Source organism: Kribbella sp. NPDC002412, assembly GCF_053592935.1.
In genome coordinates this window covers 1-14,758 of record NZ_JBSFBL010000038.1, presented here as the reverse complement: position 1 = coordinate 14,758, position 14,758 = coordinate 1, and the positions used below count along the sequence as shown (strand labels likewise).

The 14,758-nt window shown below is 69.0% G+C and carries 17 protein-coding genes; 14 read left to right on the top strand and 3 right to left on the bottom strand.

What is annotated here, in order from left to right; genetic code table 11:
- The first annotated feature begins 34 nt into the window (after positions 1 to 34).
- Entirely contained in the window at positions 35 to 397 is a 363-nt protein-coding gene (locus tag ACWCOV_RS27275) for a hypothetical protein (protein ID WP_449832154.1), read from the top strand.
- Here the strand turns inward: ACWCOV_RS27275 and ACWCOV_RS27270 are convergent.
- Together ACWCOV_RS27270 and ACWCOV_RS27265 are read right to left on the bottom strand one after the other, a co-directional pair.
- Positions 378 to 1,181 carry a deoxyribonuclease IV gene (locus ACWCOV_RS27270; protein WP_449832153.1) on the bottom strand — a complete coding sequence of 268 codons (804 nt, stop codon included), beginning with the start codon at positions 1,179 to 1,181 and terminating at the stop codon, positions 378 to 380. The two genes, ACWCOV_RS27275 and ACWCOV_RS27270, sit on opposite strands and share 20 nt — an antisense overlap.
- A 62-nt stretch (positions 1,182 to 1,243) precedes the next feature.
- Entirely contained in the window at positions 1,244 to 1,744 is a 501-nt protein-coding gene (locus ACWCOV_RS27265) for an Lrp/AsnC family transcriptional regulator (protein WP_449832152.1), read from the bottom strand.
- Between the two features lie 94 nt (positions 1,745 to 1,838).
- Between ACWCOV_RS27265 and ACWCOV_RS27260 the strand changes: the two genes are divergently transcribed.
- The 6 genes from ACWCOV_RS27260 (at position 1,839) to rplI (ending at position 5,598) form a co-directional block, all read left to right on the top strand.
- Positions 1,839 to 2,984 carry an MFS transporter gene (locus tag ACWCOV_RS27260; RefSeq protein WP_449832151.1) on the top strand — a complete coding sequence of 382 codons (1,146 nt, stop codon included), beginning with the start codon at positions 1,839 to 1,841 and terminating at the stop codon, positions 2,982 to 2,984.
- On the top strand, positions 2,981 to 3,640 hold the full coding sequence (locus ACWCOV_RS27255) for a DUF4241 domain-containing protein (protein ID WP_449832150.1): 660 nt from the start codon (positions 2,981 to 2,983) through the stop codon (positions 3,638 to 3,640). Before ACWCOV_RS27260 ends, ACWCOV_RS27255 begins: the two co-directional genes overlap by 4 nt.
- A gap of 212 nt (positions 3,641 to 3,852) precedes the next feature.
- Positions 3,853 to 4,143 carry a 30S ribosomal protein S6 gene (gene rpsF, locus ACWCOV_RS27250; RefSeq protein WP_132211461.1) on the top strand — a complete coding sequence of 97 codons (291 nt, stop codon included), beginning with the start codon at positions 3,853 to 3,855 and terminating at the stop codon, positions 4,141 to 4,143.
- A gap of 90 nt (positions 4,144 to 4,233) precedes the next feature.
- Positions 4,234 to 4,824, top strand: coding sequence for a single-stranded DNA-binding protein (locus ACWCOV_RS27245; protein ID WP_449832149.1), 591 nt, complete (start codon positions 4,234 to 4,236; stop codon positions 4,822 to 4,824).
- Positions 4,825 to 4,903: 79 nt separating this feature from the next.
- Positions 4,904 to 5,137: a 30S ribosomal protein S18 gene (gene rpsR / locus ACWCOV_RS27240; protein WP_133798335.1), complete on the top strand. Its 234-nt coding sequence runs from the start codon at positions 4,904 to 4,906 to the stop codon at positions 5,135 to 5,137.
- 14 nt (positions 5,138 to 5,151) lie between these two features.
- Positions 5,152 to 5,598, top strand: a complete 447-nt coding sequence (gene rplI, locus ACWCOV_RS27235; RefSeq protein ID WP_449832148.1) for a 50S ribosomal protein L9 — start codon at positions 5,152 to 5,154, stop codon at positions 5,596 to 5,598.
- 434 nt (positions 5,599 to 6,032) lie between these two features.
- Here rplI and ACWCOV_RS27230 read toward each other — a convergent pair whose 3' ends face one another.
- Positions 6,033 to 7,448: a hypothetical protein gene (locus ACWCOV_RS27230; RefSeq protein ID WP_449832147.1), complete on the bottom strand. Its 1,416-nt coding sequence runs from the start codon at positions 7,446 to 7,448 to the stop codon at positions 6,033 to 6,035.
- A 304-nt stretch (positions 7,449 to 7,752) separates the two neighbouring features.
- Here ACWCOV_RS27230 and ACWCOV_RS27225 point away from each other — a divergent pair, with 304 nt between their 5' ends.
- From ACWCOV_RS27225 to ACWCOV_RS27195, 7 genes are read left to right on the top strand one after another with little or no spacing between them, the layout of a single operon-like run.
- Positions 7,753 to 8,379: a DUF6668 family protein gene (locus tag ACWCOV_RS27225; protein WP_360513974.1), complete on the top strand. Its 627-nt coding sequence runs from the start codon at positions 7,753 to 7,755 to the stop codon at positions 8,377 to 8,379.
- A 60-nt stretch (positions 8,380 to 8,439) separates the two neighbouring features.
- Positions 8,440 to 8,667, top strand: a complete 228-nt coding sequence (locus ACWCOV_RS27220; protein ID WP_449832146.1) for a conjugal transfer protein TrbC — start codon at positions 8,440 to 8,442, stop codon at positions 8,665 to 8,667.
- Between the two features lie 32 nt (positions 8,668 to 8,699).
- On the top strand, positions 8,700 to 9,554 hold the full coding sequence (locus tag ACWCOV_RS27215; RefSeq protein ID WP_449832145.1) for a hypothetical protein: 855 nt from the start codon (positions 8,700 to 8,702) through the stop codon (positions 9,552 to 9,554).
- Positions 9,554 to 10,456, top strand: coding sequence for a type IV secretion system protein (locus ACWCOV_RS27210; protein ID WP_449832144.1), 903 nt, complete (start codon positions 9,554 to 9,556; stop codon positions 10,454 to 10,456). Before ACWCOV_RS27215 ends, ACWCOV_RS27210 begins: the two co-directional genes overlap by 1 nt.
- 1 nt (position 10,457) lies before the next feature.
- Positions 10,458 to 12,077 carry a type IV secretion system protein gene (locus ACWCOV_RS27205; protein WP_449832143.1) on the top strand — a complete coding sequence of 540 codons (1,620 nt, stop codon included), beginning with the start codon at positions 10,458 to 10,460 and terminating at the stop codon, positions 12,075 to 12,077.
- Complete coding sequence (locus ACWCOV_RS27200; RefSeq protein WP_449832142.1) at positions 12,064 to 13,572, top strand: SCO6880 family protein; 1,509 nt, start codon at positions 12,064 to 12,066, stop codon at positions 13,570 to 13,572. The genes ACWCOV_RS27205 and ACWCOV_RS27200 overlap by 14 nt, the downstream gene beginning before the upstream one ends.
- Positions 13,573 to 13,588: 16 nt before the next feature.
- Positions 13,589 to 14,746 (top strand): ATP/GTP-binding protein, encoded by a 1,158-nt coding sequence (locus ACWCOV_RS27195; RefSeq protein WP_449832141.1) that lies wholly within the window; start codon positions 13,589 to 13,591, stop codon positions 14,744 to 14,746.
- Positions 14,747 to 14,758 lie beyond the last annotated feature (12 nt).

The window sequence follows — 14,758 nt, the reverse complement described above, 5'->3', positions numbered from 1 at the left end:
TTCGCCCGACCCGGCACGTGCCCACCGTACGGCCGTGCGTCTGCTCGGGACCTGTGCCGCGCTGACCGCGCTGGTCGGCGTCTTCCAGCTCGCCGGCATCCTCGGCGGCGCCTCGCAGTACGGCGCCGGCGCCTGGGTCGGCGTGGTCGTCGCACTCCTCGCCGTCCTCGCCTTGATCGCGGGGTACGGCGCCTGCGCACTCGACCGCGCGACGCTGCGTACCCGCGTGATCGGCCGGCTCGACCTCTTCCAGGCGTCGACCGTCGTACTGCTGATCGCGATCACCGCGGGCATTCTCATCCCCACCCGCAACACCACTGCGCTCGCGCTGCTGCTGCCGTGGGGTATCGCCTACTGGGTGCACGGCCTGCCCGCGGCTACTTCAGATGAGACCTGAGGTAGTCGATGTCGGCCTTCTGGCCGTGGTTCGCGTTCGGAGTCTCGACGACCACCGGGGCGCCGGCGGCCTGCACCACGGCGACGATGTCGGCCGGGTCGATGTGACCCTCCTCGAAGTTGCTGTGCCGGTCCGCGCCGGAGCCGAACTCGTCGCGTGACCCGTTGGCGTGCACCAGGTCGATCCGCCCGGTGATCGCCTTCACCTTCTCAACGATCGTCGGCAGCTCCTCGCCGGCCGCGTGGAAGTGACAGGTGTCCAGGCAGAAGCCGACGTTCTCCAGCCGGTCGGTGCCGGAGGACTGGACCGCGTCCCACAGCCGGGCGATCCGGTCCAGCTGGCGGGCCATCGCGTTCTCACCGCCGGCCGTGTTCTCGATCAGCAGCGGGACCGGCAGCTCGGCCCGCTCGATGCACTTGCGCCAGTTGTCGAAGCCGGCCTCCGGGTCGTCCTCCTCGCCGACGTGCCCACCGTGCACGATGACGCCCTTGACCGCGATCTCGGCCGCCTTGTCGAGGGTCTGCTGGAGCAGCTTGCGGCTCGGGATCCGGATCCGGTTGTTCGTGTTCGCCACGTTCAGCCGGTACGGCGCGTGCACGTACAGGTCGACGCCCGCCGCGGCGGCTCGCTCCTTCAGTGCCGCTTCGCCGTCGGCGTACGCGAGCTTCGGCGCCTTGTAGTCCTGGGGGTTGCCCAGGAAGAACTGCACCAGGTCGGCGCCCCGGTCGGCCGCCTCGGCCAGCGGGTCTTCCTGGTCCACGTGCGCACCCAGCTTCAAGCTCATGACCCCACCCTAGAACCGCCGACCGACAGTACTGATTCCTCCCCCGCCCCACCGCCCCGATCTCAGGAACCCCATCCCTTGGAACGCGTCACCGGCCGGGAGTCCTGAGCGGGCGGCTGGACCGGGCGGCCCTCGAACTCGGTGGACAGGACCACGTGCGTGTTCATCTCCCCGTGCTCGCCGAGGCGTTCGAAGAGACCTTCCAGGTGGCGCATGGAGGTCACGCGAACACGGAGCATCGAGCACGAGTTGCCGCTGAGCTTGTGGATCTCCAGCACCTCGGGGAAGTCCTCGGCGCGGGTGGTCTTCAGCAGGCAGCGCCCGGTCGTGCAGCGCATCTGGACGAAGGCGGACAGCGGTTGGCCTGCGCGGGCCGGATCGACCTGTGCGCGGTAGCCGACGATCACGCCCGACTCCTCCAAGCGCCGTACCCGATCTGCCACGGCAGGCGGTGACAGGTTGACCCGTTTCCCCAGCTGGTTGAACGACAGGCGTCCGTCAGCCTGCAGTTCGGCGAGGATCTGCCAGTCCGTCGCGTCCAGGTTTCGCTCCTGAAAGGTCATCTCTCCAGAACACCTTCGACATCGCCGCTCCACAAGGGCGAACGCCTTACTTCGTGCCTTCAGGGACGGCGACGGCCTTTCTAGCGTTGCAGGCATGCTGATCCCCGTCGTTCTGGCCGCCGCCCTGATGAACGCTGCCATGGTCGCAGCGAGCGCGGTGAGCACCATCCTGATCTCCGACAAGCTGAGCCCTGGCTTGGCCGGTCTGCCCAACACAGCAGGCGTACTGGGCACAGCCGCCGGCGCACTGGCCGTCGGCAGATGGACAGCCCGCCACGGACGCGCTCAGGCACTCCGCACTGGGTACGGCGTTGGTGTCGCGGGTGGAGCGCTGACCGTGCTAACCGCCGTGGGCGCTCACGTCGCGCTGCTGTTTGTCGGCATGTTCCTGCTCGGGGCGGGCAACGCAGCGAGCCTGCTGTCGCGGTACGCCGCGGCTGACGCCGTACCTGCCGCCCGACGCGCGTCAGCCATGAGCACAGTCGTCTGGGCCAGTACGGCGGGTGCCGCCGGCGGACCGTTCCTGATGGCGCCGTCGCAGTCCTTCGCTCGCGCACTGGGGCTGCCATCGGTCGCGGGACCGTTCCTGCTGGCGTTGGCGGCTGTGTTCGCCGCATTGATTGCGTCCACCTACATCCCGCGGGTCCGGGCGGTGGATGTGCCGACGGATCACGAGCCGTTGGCGGCGCCTCGCCGTACTCAGGTTGTGCTGGCGGCCGCTGTGATGGTCGTGGGGCATCTGGTGATGGTGGCGCTGATGACTGCGGTGCCGGTGCATGCACACCACCACGGCGCAGGGCTCGGGGCGTTGGGGGTGATGCTGTCCGCTCACACGCTCGGCATGTTCGCGTTGTCTCCGCTGACCGGATGGAGCATCGACCGGTTCGGCACTCGGCCCGTGGTGGTGGCCGGCCTCAGCTTGCTGCTTGTATCCGGAGTCCTGATCACTCAGTCCGGTCCGGTCTTCACGCCGGCGTTGTTCCTGCTCGGCTACGCCTGGAACCTCTGCTACCTGGGCGGCAGCGCGCTACTGGTCTCCGCGGAACTCGAGAGCAAGGTCGAGTCGTCCATCTGGACCGTCTCCGCGTTGGCTACCGCCGCGTCTCCTTGGCTCTTCACGCTTGGTGGATTCAGCCTCCTGTCGACATTCTCCTGGCTACTGGCGGTCCCGCTGCTCCTGTTGACCTTGCGACGTACCTCTGCGGCCGATCGTCGCCACCCCTCTAGCCTTGGCTCGTGATCAGCCCCGAGTACTTCCGTGCCCTCCGCCCTGGTCCCGTCGAGGTCGACGGAAGGACCTGGTCCTTGACCGTCCACGACCTCGGCGTGCTGCGTGTCCCGAGTGGCCGCCTCGAAGCCTGCGACCCGTTCGTCACGCTGGGGGAGGCGCCGGTGGTCGACGTACCGCCTGGTGACTACCCGGTGCAGGTCACCGTGGCTGACGTGTCGGAGGAGCAGGACGGGAGCCATTTGCGCGAGGCGTTCCTGTCGCTGCGCGTCGCGGACGGGGAGGTCGCTCGGGTGGAGGCGGCGACCAGCTCCGACGAGGCGCTGGGCGAGGACGAGTTCTGGCTGGTCGGTGTGGACGCGGGCACGGTCGCGTTCGTGGACGCCGAGGCCGTCCGGACGAAGATGCCGGAGGGCGACTGGTACGACGACCTGTTCGACAACGGCCGTGACGACAGCTGGTTCGCGCTGATGGACTCGGCCGACCACCTCCGCGAGGGCTGCGCGAACATCGTGCTGCCGCTCGCCACGGACGGTGAGAACGTGGTGCTGACGCACTCCGGCTGGGGTGACGGCGCGTACCCCGTGGTGCGGACTGTGGACGCGGCCGGCCGGGTCCTCGCCGTACACATCGATCTGCTGGTGGTCGGGCCGGAGAGTGACGACTGATCGCCGTGGCGTGACGGAGAGTCACCGGAAGTGCCCTGTGGATATGGTCAAGAGGGCGTCCGGACGCTGGTATTCTTTTGGGTGTGGCCCGGTCCATCGACCGGGCTCATTGCTTGGCGCCGGTGGCAAGTGCCGACGCCGGGCATCATCGCATCGCCCTCCTGCCACGGAGAGACCGTGGCCGCCAAGTCCGAAGGAGGTGGAGTTCGCGCATGCGTCGTTACGAAGTCATGGTGATCCTCGACCCTGAGCTCGATGAGCGCACCGTAGAGCCGTCCATCGACCAGTACCTGAACATCGTCCGCAAGGAAGGTGGCACGGTCGAGAAGCTCGACATCTGGGGTCGTCGCAAGCTTGCCTATGACGTGAAGAAGAAGGCCGAAGGCATCTACGCCGTCATCGACCTGACCGCGGAGCCCGCGGTGGTGAAGGAGCTCGACCGCCAGCTCACGCTGAACGAGTCGATCCTCCGCACCAAGGTCATCCGGCCGGACCAGCACTGACTCTGGGGTCGTCAGCAACCATCGGTACTGTCGGCGCCAGCCGCTACTGATAGTTGTTGAGAGCCACACCCGAAATCAGGAGGAGTTGTCATGGCCGGTGAACCACCCATCACTCTGATCGGAAATCTGACGGGTGATCCGGAGCTGCGCTTCACGCCGTCGGGCGCCGCGGTGGCGAACTTCACGATCGCCTGCACCCCGCGGACGCTGGACCGGCAGAGCAACGAGTGGAAAGACGGCGAAACCCTCTTCATCTCGTGTGCCGTGTGGCGTCAGGTCGCCGAGAACGTCGCCGAGTCCCTGACCCGAGGGTCCCGTGTCGTCGTGCACGGTCGCCTGAAGGCGCGGAGCTACGACGACCGCGACGGGAACAAGCGCACCGTTTTCGAGTGTGATGTCGAGGAGATCGGCGCGAGCATGCGCTACGCGACGCTCAAGATCTCCAAGACGTCGCGCTCCGACGGCGGTGGGTTCGGTGGCGGTGGCAACCAGGGTGGCGGCTATGGCGGCAACCAGGGTGGCGGCGGCTACGGCGGCAACCAAGGCGGCGGCCAGGGTGGCGGCCAGCAGAACGACCCCTGGGCGACCCCGCAGGGACAGGGCGGTGGCGGCCAGTCCGCCCCGCAGAACGACCCCTGGGCCAGCCAGGGCGGCGGCTCGATGGAGGAGCCCCCGTTCTGATCCGGTCCGGGTCGTGACCAGTTAGGAAACAGACCATTCCGGCACGTGTGCCGGGCTCTGGAAGGAAGAGAGCACCACAATGGCCAAGATCATTCGGAAGCCGAAGAAGAAGATTTGCGGCTTCTGCAAGGACAAGGCGACGTACGTCGACTACAAGGACACCGCGCTGCTGCGCAAGTTCATCTCGGACCGCGGCAAGATCCGCGCCCGCCGGGTGACCGGGAACTGCGTGCAGCACCAGCGTGACGTGGCCACCGCTATCAAGAACGCTCGTGAGGTGGCGCTGCTGCCGTACACGAGCACGGCTCGCTGAGGGAGGTCCGGCACATGAAGCTGATTTTGGCGCAGGAGGTCGAGGGCCTCGGAGCCCCCGGCGACATCGTCGAGGTGAAGGACGGCTACGGCCGCAACTACCTGGTCCCGCGCGGCCTGGCCATCGGCTGGTCCCGCGGCGCCGAGAAGCAGATCCAGTCGATCAAGCGGGCGCGCGACGCCCGGGCGATCCAGGGCAAGGAGCACGCGAGCGAGGTCAAGAACCAGCTCGAGCAGCTCACCGTCACGCTGGACGTCAAGGCCGGTGAGACCGGCCGGCTGTTCGGCTCGGTCACCCCGGCCGACATCGCCGGCGCGATCAAGTCCGCCGGCGGCCCGCTGGTCGAGAAGCGCGCGATCGCGATCGCGTCGCCGATCAAGACCACCGGCAAGCACCAGGTCTCGGTGCAGCTCCACCCCGAGGTGGCCGCCACGGTCCGCCTCGAGGTAGCAGCCAGCTGACCTAACCTCGTTCAAGGCCCGCACTTCCCTCCCGGAGGTGCGGGCCTTGTGCATTCCCTACCCAAACCGGCTCCCACCAGCAGCCCGGCTGGGCTCAGCCCGTTCCCTCGGCCGGGGGAAGGCTGTGGCTGGTCAGCTGGTTTTTGTCGGGGCGGGCCACTGGACTGGAGCCGGGTTCGAGGAGGAGCCGGTGTCTTCCGGCTTGGTGACGCTCGGCCAGCTGATCGGTGCCGGACCACCCTGCCCGCCACCACCCGACTCCGGCTTGCCGATCGACGGCCACGGAACCGGCGCCGGATCATCCTCCGCCACGGCCCATCCCGAAGGCACCACCAACACAACCACCGCCACCAACCACGCCACCACCCGCACAACGCGCCGCCGAATCCCAGCAGTCAGCTCAACCGCCGTACCTGTCGGGTAAGCCATCGGCGTCACTTCTTCTTGTCCAAGGCGTAGAGGACTGAGTTGTGGACGACGATGGCGTGGGTGCCGGCGATGCCCCAGGGTCGGGCGGTGCCGGCGGTGAGGGGGTGGGTGGGCTTGCCGGGAGAGGTGGCGACCAGCTTGCCGGTCAGGTTGCCGTAGACGACGTTGGCGGTGATCGACAGCGGCTGGAAGTCGGGCGACGGGAACGTCTGCTTCCGGGTGAAGTCGATCAGGCACTCACCCCAGGCAGCGACCTTGCGGCCGGTGTCCGGGACCCAGTCCCAGTTCTCCACGGTGCCCTCGGAGTCGCCCTGACAGATGGCGACGACCGCGCCGTTGGCGCTCGAGTGCACCGCCGGGATCACCACGTTGGCGTCCGCGGTCTTCCACAGCACCAGCACGTACCCCGGGCTGGCGGCGAGCACGCGGAGGAGGCCGTTCGACCCGGCCGGCGGCCTGGGGTCCACCTCCTGCAGGTCCTTGCCCGGCTGGCTCCAGTAGAGCGGTCCGCCGTACCGGGCCATCAGCGCGCGGTCGCCCTCGGCGAGCAGGATGGTCGCCTCGCGGCGCTGGTGCTCGACCGTCTTGAGCTCGCCGCCGGAGACCACGCTGGCCCCGGCGCTGCCCATCTCGATCAACGGCGACGTGCCGAAGAACTGCACCTTGGCCGAGTCCGGCAGCTCGATCTCGGTGGCCTCCGCGCCGTCGCCGGCCCAGTAGTACAACGTGTCCGACGTCGCGACCGCGAGCACGACCTTGGAGTCGACGGTGGTGTAGACGGGGTTCTGCGCGTCGTTCGGGACCTTGTCCTGCCACAGCACCTTGCCGTTGCTGTCGAACACCGCGATCTTGTCGTCGGGCGTCAGTACGGCGACCTCCGTGCCGTCCGGCGACACCGCGGGCACCGTGTCCTGGGCGATGTCGACCGTCCAGCTCGCGTTGGTCGTGAACCCGGGCGGCGCCGGCCGGGAGGCAAGCTGGTCCGGCCCGACGCTCGGCTCGGGCAGCGCGGGCAGCTTCGGCGACTCGGTCGGCTTGGCGACACCGTCGCCCTTGGGGAGCACGGTCAGGTAGAGGACCGTGCCGACGACCAGGCAGCCGGCTACCACGGCGGCGACGATGATCGGCCAGATCGGCTTCTCGGCACCGCCGCCCTTGCCCTTGCGGGTCTGCTCCTCGACCGCCTCGACGCGGCCGTCCGGGTGGATGACCAGCGGCCAGGAGGCGCCGTCGGACTCGACCGCGGTCGCCTTCACCGGCCGGCCGAGCTGAGCGGCCCGCTCGCTGACGAGGGCGATCGCGGCCTGTCGCGGATCGTGATGGTTGACCGGGTGGCTGCGGCCGGCGATCTTGACCTCGGCGTTGTGGTCGTCGTACAGCCGGATCGTCACCTTGGGCCAGGACGGGACCTTCTCAGCCACGACGACCTCTCATTCCCGCCACCTGACTCCTCACTCGTCCGACTCCGCCACCGTCATCAGTGGTCCAGACCGCTGTACCAGTGAGCCACCACCCGAGTCCCCGGCAAAGTAGACCATTAGCATGTCCACCGCATCAAAGGCCGGCCGGGGAGACCGGGTCCGCCGATGACGCGAGATCTCGGCTCGACTGACCCCGACAAGGGGGTAGAAACATCCTCGCCTGTGGATGGGTCACGAAAGTACACCCGGAAAGCGAGAGAATACTGTGGGCGACAGCCTGTGACGCACTGCGAGAGGAGGGGGCATGACGCAGAACCCATGGACTCGGCAGCAATCGCCGACCCCGGGTCCGGAACAGTCGGCTCCAGGTCCCTCGCAGCCTGCGGATCTCTCCCGGCGCGGGCCGTCCGCCCCGCAGCACGGCGTCCCGGCCCCGGCCGAGGACCAACGGCTGCCGAAGTTCGCCATTCCCGCTGCCGACACGCTCTGGTGGGTCGGTGTGCACGGGGGTGCGGGCGAGACGACCATGTCGCTGCTGCTTCCGGGGACCCGGGCGGCCAACCATCGCTGGCCGATCCCGCCGCCACCGGTGCCGACCCCGGTGATCCTGGTCGCGCGGACCAACGGTTCGGGCCTGCGGGCCGCTCAGCGGGCCGCGATCGAGTGGGCCTCGGGAGTCGTGCAGGGCGTCGCCGTACTCGGCCTGGTGCTGATCGCGGACGCTCCCGGCCGGCTGCCTCGCGTCCTGGACGACTTCGCCGACATCGTCGGCGGTGGCGTGCCGAGGGTGTGGGACATCCCGTGGATCGAGGAGTGGCGCCGGGGGGAGGCACCCACCCCTGACAACACACCTGACGAGGTTTTCGAAGTCCTTGAATCCATCTACGCTCTTCGCGCGTCAAACCCAGCGGACTATCCCGCCCCGTACTGAAAGGCAACCACCGCAATGATGCTCGTACATCTGGTCTCGGAGGCCGCCAGCCTGGTCCCGATGATCGACGACAACCCGCCCGGCATGGACAAGCTCAAGGGCGTCATCAACTGGGTCAAGATCATCGCGTACCTCATCTGCGGTCTGGGCATCATCATCGCCGGCGCCATGATGGCCATCGGCCAGCGCCGTGGTGAGGGTGGCGAGCACGCGGCCCGGCTGGGCTGGGTCCTGGCGGCCTGCATCATCATCGGCTCGGCGACGGCTATCGTCGACCAGCTGAAGTGACCGCGCTCTCCGTCGCCGGAGCCTGATCGGCTGTGGGACTGTTCAGCAGAGACTCAGGCTCCGGTTCCGCGGGTGGCGACGGCGACGGCGACACGTCCGGCAGCTTCTGGCAGGACAACGGCTTCATCGCCTCGGCGATCGTCGTCGGCGCGGTGGTCGTCTGCCTGATCGTGTGGCTCTTCGCCCGCGACCCGGGGACGCCGACGTCGCAGCCGTCGACCTCGCCGAGCGTGGTCGAGCCGACCGAACAGCCCACCGAGGAACCGTCCGTGCCGCCCGCCACGCCCACGGGCCGACCCACCTCCACCGTGACACCGTCCGGGCCGCCCACGCCCGGTGTCGGTGGCTGCAAGCTCAAGAACCCTGACCAGAGGATCCCGCGGATGGCGCCGTCGGCGGTCACCTGGCAGTTCGAGGCAGACATGCTGATTCCGCTCCAGCAAGAGGGAGGTCCGGCCGTCATGGACCGGACCGGTGTGCGCTCCTGCTTCGCCCACTCGCCGACCGGCGCCGTGCTCGCCGCGATGAACGTGCTGGGTCAGATCCGCAACCCGGACCTGACCGACGACGTGCTGGCCACCCGGGTGGTGCCCGGACCGGGCCGGAACCGGGCGATCAGCGAGGCCCGGGTGAGCACGACGCCGCGCAACGAGGGCAAGGTCGCGCAGTTCATCGGGTTCAAGGTGTTCGACTACCTGCCGAACCGGGCCGTGCTGCAGATCGCCGTACAGATCGACGAGACGAAGATCGCCTCGTTGCCGGTGACGATGCAGTGGTACCGCGACGACTGGCGGGCGGTGTTGCAGGCGGACGGCAGCTTCAACGGCGAGACCGCGCCCGATGTGCTGCAGTCCCTGGACGGCTACGTCCGGTTCCGGGGGGCGTGATGATCGTCCTCGGCTGTTCCTGGGCGCCCTGGGACTGGGACGACTGCGTCGAGGAGAAGCTCGGCGACGTGATGGAAGCGGTCATGGGGCCGTTCTTCAAGATCATCCTCGAGGTGATCAGGGACGTCGTGGTGGCGGCCGTCGAGGTGGTGCTCGAAGCGGTCGGCTTCCTCTGGGTCTGGATCGACACCCCGAACGTGGGCAACACCGGCGCGGCCGGTTTCATCCAGGTCCACACCAACTACATCCTGGCGGTCGCGGCCACCATCGCGGTGATCGTCGCCGCGATCCAGATGGCGATCTCGCACCGTGGTGAGCCGCTGCGCGACATCCTGCGGTCGTTGATCACGATGGTGGTCGTCTCGGCCGCCGGCGCGGCCTTCGCGGCCACCCTGATCCAGGCCGCCGACCAGTTCTCGCAGTGGATCATCCACGAGGCGGTCGGGGCCGACGACTCCGGCTTCGCGAACAAGGTCGCCTCGGTGATGCTGGATCCGCTCAAGGATCCCGGCGAGTCGTTCGCGATGGCGCTGATCATCTTCGTCGGCATCCTGATGGTGATCACCGCGATCATCCAGCTCGCCTTGATGGTGGTCCGGTACGGGATGCTCGTCCTGCTGGTCGGCGTACTTCCGTTGACCGCCGCCGCCACCAACACCGAGATGGGCATGATGTGGTTCAAGCGGGCGCTGGCCTGGCTCGCGGGCTTCATCATCTACAAACCGGTGGCAGCGCTGATCTATGCCACCGCGATCAAGCTGATGGGAAGTCCGGAGGCGCCCGCGGGCGCACCCGACGGCACCTCGCAGACACTCAAGCTCGTCATGGGCGTGACGCTGATGATCCTCGCCTGCGTCGCGCTGCCCGCCATCCTGCGGTTCGTCTCACCGAGGACGTCCTGACATGATCCCGCTCGGATGTGGTGACGGCTGGTACGAGTGCCTGAAGGCCGCTGTCGAGGTTGTGCTCAAACCAGTAGCGGAAGCGGTGATCAACTTCGTGTTCCAGCCCATTCTCGACATCGTCGCCGAAGCCGTCACGGTGCTGATGGGCACCATCGGCACCTTCTGGGTGTACGTCGACACGCCCGCCGTGGGCGGGGCCAACGGCGCGCCCGCGAACGACACCGTGGGCTGGATCTGGCAGCACACCCAGTACATCGCGCTGTTCGTCGCCGCGATCGGCCTGATCGTCGGCGCCATCCAGATGGCGTGGAGCCACCGCGGTGAGGCGGCCCGGGAGATCCTCCGGTCGCTGATCACCCTGGCCATCGCCTCCGCGCTGACGATCGGCATCGCGCAGGCGCTGATCGAGGTCGTCGACAAGTTCGCCGACTGCATCGTCACCACGTCGCTCAGCGACTCCGGCGAAGGCTGGCGCTGCGGCATGGGCAACACCGGCGGTGGCAAGAGCTTCGGCGAGACGATGGGCGCCATGATCGGCCTGTCGCCGGCGGCCGGGCCGCTCGGCATCGGGCTGGCGATCACCATCGGCATCCTGGCGATCATCGCCGGGGTGATCCAGATCGTGCTGATGATCGTCCGCAGCGCGATGCTGATCCTGCTGCTCGGCGTGCTGCCGATCGCGGCCGCGGCGACCAACACCGAGATGGGCCGGACCTGGTTCAAGAAGATCCTGGGCTGGATCTTCGCGTTCATCCTCTACAAATTCGTTGCCGCGATCATCTATGCGACCGCGATCAGGCTCACCTCGAACAACGGCCAGGGGCTGAACTTCGACGAATCCTCCGAACCCGGCGGCACCCAGGTGATGAACATGGTCACCGGCCTCACGCTGCTGATCCTGGCCCTGTTCGCGCTGCCGGCCCTGATGCGCTTCCTGGTCCCGATGGTCGCGGCGACCGCGGGCTCGGCCGGCGCCGGCATGATCGGCGCGAAGATGCTCGGCATGGACAAGCTCGCCGACAAGGCTTCGCAGGGGGCCGACCAGGGCGGCGCTGACGGTAGCGGCGGCGGTGGCCAAGGCCCGAGCGGCGCCCGCAACGTCGGCCGGCCCAGCCAGGCCCAGAGCGGTTCCGGTGGCGGCGGTGGTGGCGGAGGTGGAGCCACTGGTGGCGCCGGCGGCGGCGGTGGGGGCGGCGGCACGGCTGCCGCAGGCGGTGGCGGTGGTGGTGCGGCCGCAGCCGGTGGTGGCGGAGGCGCAGCTGCCGCAGGTGGCGGTGGCGGTGCGGCTGCCGCAGGTGGTGGCGGTGCTGCGGCGGCCGGTGGTGCCGCGGCTGCTCCGGTTGCTGCTGCGGTGGTCGCGTTCCAGAAGGCCAAGGAAGCGTCGGAGACGGTCGCCTCCGAGGTGTTGGACGACGACTCCACAAGCGGCGGTGGCGGAGGAGGCGGCGGTGGTGGTGGCGGTGGTGGCGGTGGCCCGTCGGGCAGCGGGGGCTCGCAGCGCGACATGAGCCGCGACCGCGACCGCGCTCGCATCCAGCAGCAGGACACCCGTTGGCGGGACGACCAGGACCGCCGCGACGATCGACGAGACTCGGACGGACCACGTGGCAGCGGCTGACAACGTACGAAGCGCCCCGCGCACCTACGGCAACTGGAGGCAGCCCGTCTCGGCGGGTATCGCCGGCCTGGGCACCCTCGGCACCGCCCTGATGATGGGCGGCCTGCTGATGACGGTGTTCGCCATGATGTCCGGCGGACCCGAGGCGGCGATCGTCACGATGGTGATCGTCGGCATCTGCCTGCTGATGCTGATGACCAAGGACAAACACGGGTTGTCCACACTGCAACGGCTCTCGACCCGTATTGGATGGCAACGAGCGACCATGGCGAAGCACAACATCTACCGTTCGGGTCCGCTCGGCCGGACCGCGTGGGGCAAGTTCCAGCTCCCCGGACTGGCCGCCGCGTCCCAGCTGAGCGAGTACCAGGACTCGTACGGCCGGCCGTTCGCGCTGCTGTACTACCCGAGCACCCGGCACTTCACCGTGGTGATCAACGCCGAGCCCGACGGCGCCTCGCTGGTCGACGAGGAGCAGGTCGACGTCTGGGTCGCGCACTGGGGCCAGTGGCTGGCCTCGCTCGGCCACGAGCCGGGCATCGTCGCCGCCTCGGTGACGGTCGAGAGCGCGCCCGACACCGGCATCCGGCTGCGTCGCGAGGTCAGCAACAACATGATGGACGGCACGCCGGCCATCGCCCGGGCGATGCTGACCGAGGTCGTGCAGTCGTACCCGGAAGGCTCCGCGCTGATCTCGGCCCGGGTCGCGCTGACCTTCAAGGGCACCGACCGCAGCGGCAAGCGCCGTAAGGAAGACGACATGGGCCGCGAGCTCGCGTCCCGGCTGCCCGCGCTCACCCAGAGCCTGAACGCGACCGGTGCGGGTGCTGCCCGGCCGGTCACCGCGCAGGAGCTGTGCGAGACCGTGCGGATCGCCTACGACCCGGCCGCCGCCGTCCTGATCGACGAGGCGCGCGGCCAGGGGATGGCGCCGGAGCTGCAGTGGACCGACGTCGGTCCGGCGGGCGCGCAGGCGTTCTGGGACAAGTACCGGCACGACTCCGCGTGGTCGGTGACCTGGCAGATGACCCAGGCGCCGCGTGGTGAGGTGTTCTCCTCGGTGCTGTCCCAGCTGGTCGCGCCGCACAACGACATCGACCGCAAGCGCGTCACCCTGCTCTACCGTCCGCTGGACGCGGCCACCGCGGCCCGCATGGTGGAGGCGGACAAGCGCAACGCGTCCTTCCGCGCGACCACGTCGAACCGTCCGACGGCCCGCACGATGGCCGAGGCCCGGGCGGCGGACCGCACCGCGCAGGAGGAGGCCCGAGGTGCGGGTCTGGTCAACTTCGGCATGGTCGTCACCGGCACGGTGATGACGGTCGAGCAGATCCCGGACATGATCGCGGCCATCGACAACCTGGGCGCGACCGCGCGCATCCTGCTCCGGCCGGCGTACGGCTCGCAGGACTCCGCGTTCGTGGCCGCGCTGCCGCTGGGCGTCGTACTGCACAGCCACCTGTCGGTCCCGGCCGGCATCCGGGAATCGCTCTGACCGCTGGGGAGTCATCGTGAGCAAGAACGCGAAGCAGCCGGCCGACCCCAAGCGTCGCGGCAAGCGGCCGATGCCGCGGGGCTGGCCCGGGATGGGCGGCGGCTACTCGACGTACATCCAGGCCCCGGCGGAGTGGCGCGGTACGACGGTCCAGGTCTGCGGACTGTGGCCGTTCTCGGCCGGCACCGGCAGCCCGATGGTCGGCGTGCCGATCGGCCGGAACATCCTGTCCGGCGCGACCATGTGCTGCGACCCGATCAGCTGGTTCATGCGGGCGAAGCTGATCTCGAACCCGTCCATGTTCGTGCTCGGCAAACCCGGTCTGGGCAAATCGACGATCACCCGGCGGATGGCGCTCGGCCTGGCCGGGTACGGCATCCAGCCGCTGGTGCTCGGTGACCTGAAGCCCGACTACAAGGACCTGATCGAGGCCCTCGGCGGCCAGGTCATCCAGCTCGGCCGCGGCCGCGGACACCTGAACGTGCTCGACCCGGGCGAGTCCCGGCAGGCAGCGCTCCGGCTCACCGGCAAGGCCCGGGAGGCGATCCAGGCGGACGCGCACGGCCGCCGCCAGACGATGGTGTCGGCGCTGATCTCGATCATGCGCTCGGCCCCGCCGACGGACCGCGAGGAGACCATCATCGACGAGGCCCTCAAGGTCCTCGACGAGCGGCACCAGGGCACGCCACTGCTGCGCGACCTGCTGAAGGTCATCCAGGACGCGCCGGACCAGGTCCGCAACGTGGCCCTGGACCGCGGCAGCCTGGACCGGTACCGGCAGATCACCGAAGGACTCGAGGCCTCGCTGATCGGTCTGGTCGGTGGGGGCCGGCTCGGCGAGATCTTCTCCGAGCAGACCGACAACCCGATGCAGATGGACCGCCCGGTCGTCTTCGACGTGTCGAACATCGACGACTCCGAGACCAGCTTGCAGGCAGCCGTACTGCTGGCCTGCTGGTCCTACGGGTTCGGTGCGGTGGCGGTGTCGCAGGCGCTCGCGGATGCCGGGCTGGAGCCGCGACGGCACTACTTCGTCATCCTCGACGAGCTGTGGCGAGTGCTGCGGGCCGGGCGCGGCCTGGTCGACCGGGTCGACGCGCTGACCCGGCTGAACCGGCAGCGCGGTGTCGGGATATCCCGGTCCGCTGTGACCGGTGCCCGGACGTGTCCGTAGGCTAGCCATCAT

Excerpts from the sequence above, each read along its gene's own strand:
- ACWCOV_RS27270 (WP_449832153.1), bottom strand. The coding sequence starts at position 1,181 with ATGAGCTTGAAGCTGGGTGCGCACGTGGACCAGGAAGACCCGCTGGCC.
- ACWCOV_RS27265 (WP_449832152.1), bottom strand. The coding sequence starts at position 1,744 with ATGACCTTTCAGGAGCGAAACCTGGACGCGACGGACTGGCAGATCCTC.
- rpsF (WP_132211461.1), top strand. The coding sequence starts at position 3,853 with ATGCGTCGTTACGAAGTCATGGTGATCCTCGACCCTGAGCTCGATGAG.
- ACWCOV_RS27220 (WP_449832146.1), top strand. The coding sequence starts at position 8,440 with ATGATCGACGACAACCCGCCCGGCATGGACAAGCTCAAGGGCGTCATC.
- rpsR (WP_133798335.1), top strand. The coding sequence starts at position 4,904 with ATGGCCAAGATCATTCGGAAGCCGAAGAAGAAGATTTGCGGCTTCTGC.
- ACWCOV_RS27210 (WP_449832144.1), top strand. The coding sequence starts at position 9,554 with ATGATCGTCCTCGGCTGTTCCTGGGCGCCCTGGGACTGGGACGACTGC.
- ACWCOV_RS27245 (WP_449832149.1), top strand. The coding sequence starts at position 4,234 with ATGGCCGGTGAACCACCCATCACTCTGATCGGAAATCTGACGGGTGAT.
- ACWCOV_RS27260 (WP_449832151.1), top strand. The coding sequence starts at position 1,839 with ATGCTGATCCCCGTCGTTCTGGCCGCCGCCCTGATGAACGCTGCCATG.
- ACWCOV_RS27225 (WP_360513974.1), top strand. The coding sequence starts at position 7,753 with ATGACGCAGAACCCATGGACTCGGCAGCAATCGCCGACCCCGGGTCCG.
- rplI (WP_449832148.1), top strand. The coding sequence starts at position 5,152 with ATGAAGCTGATTTTGGCGCAGGAGGTCGAGGGCCTCGGAGCCCCCGGC.
- ACWCOV_RS27205 (WP_449832143.1), top strand. The coding sequence starts at position 10,458 with ATGATCCCGCTCGGATGTGGTGACGGCTGGTACGAGTGCCTGAAGGCC.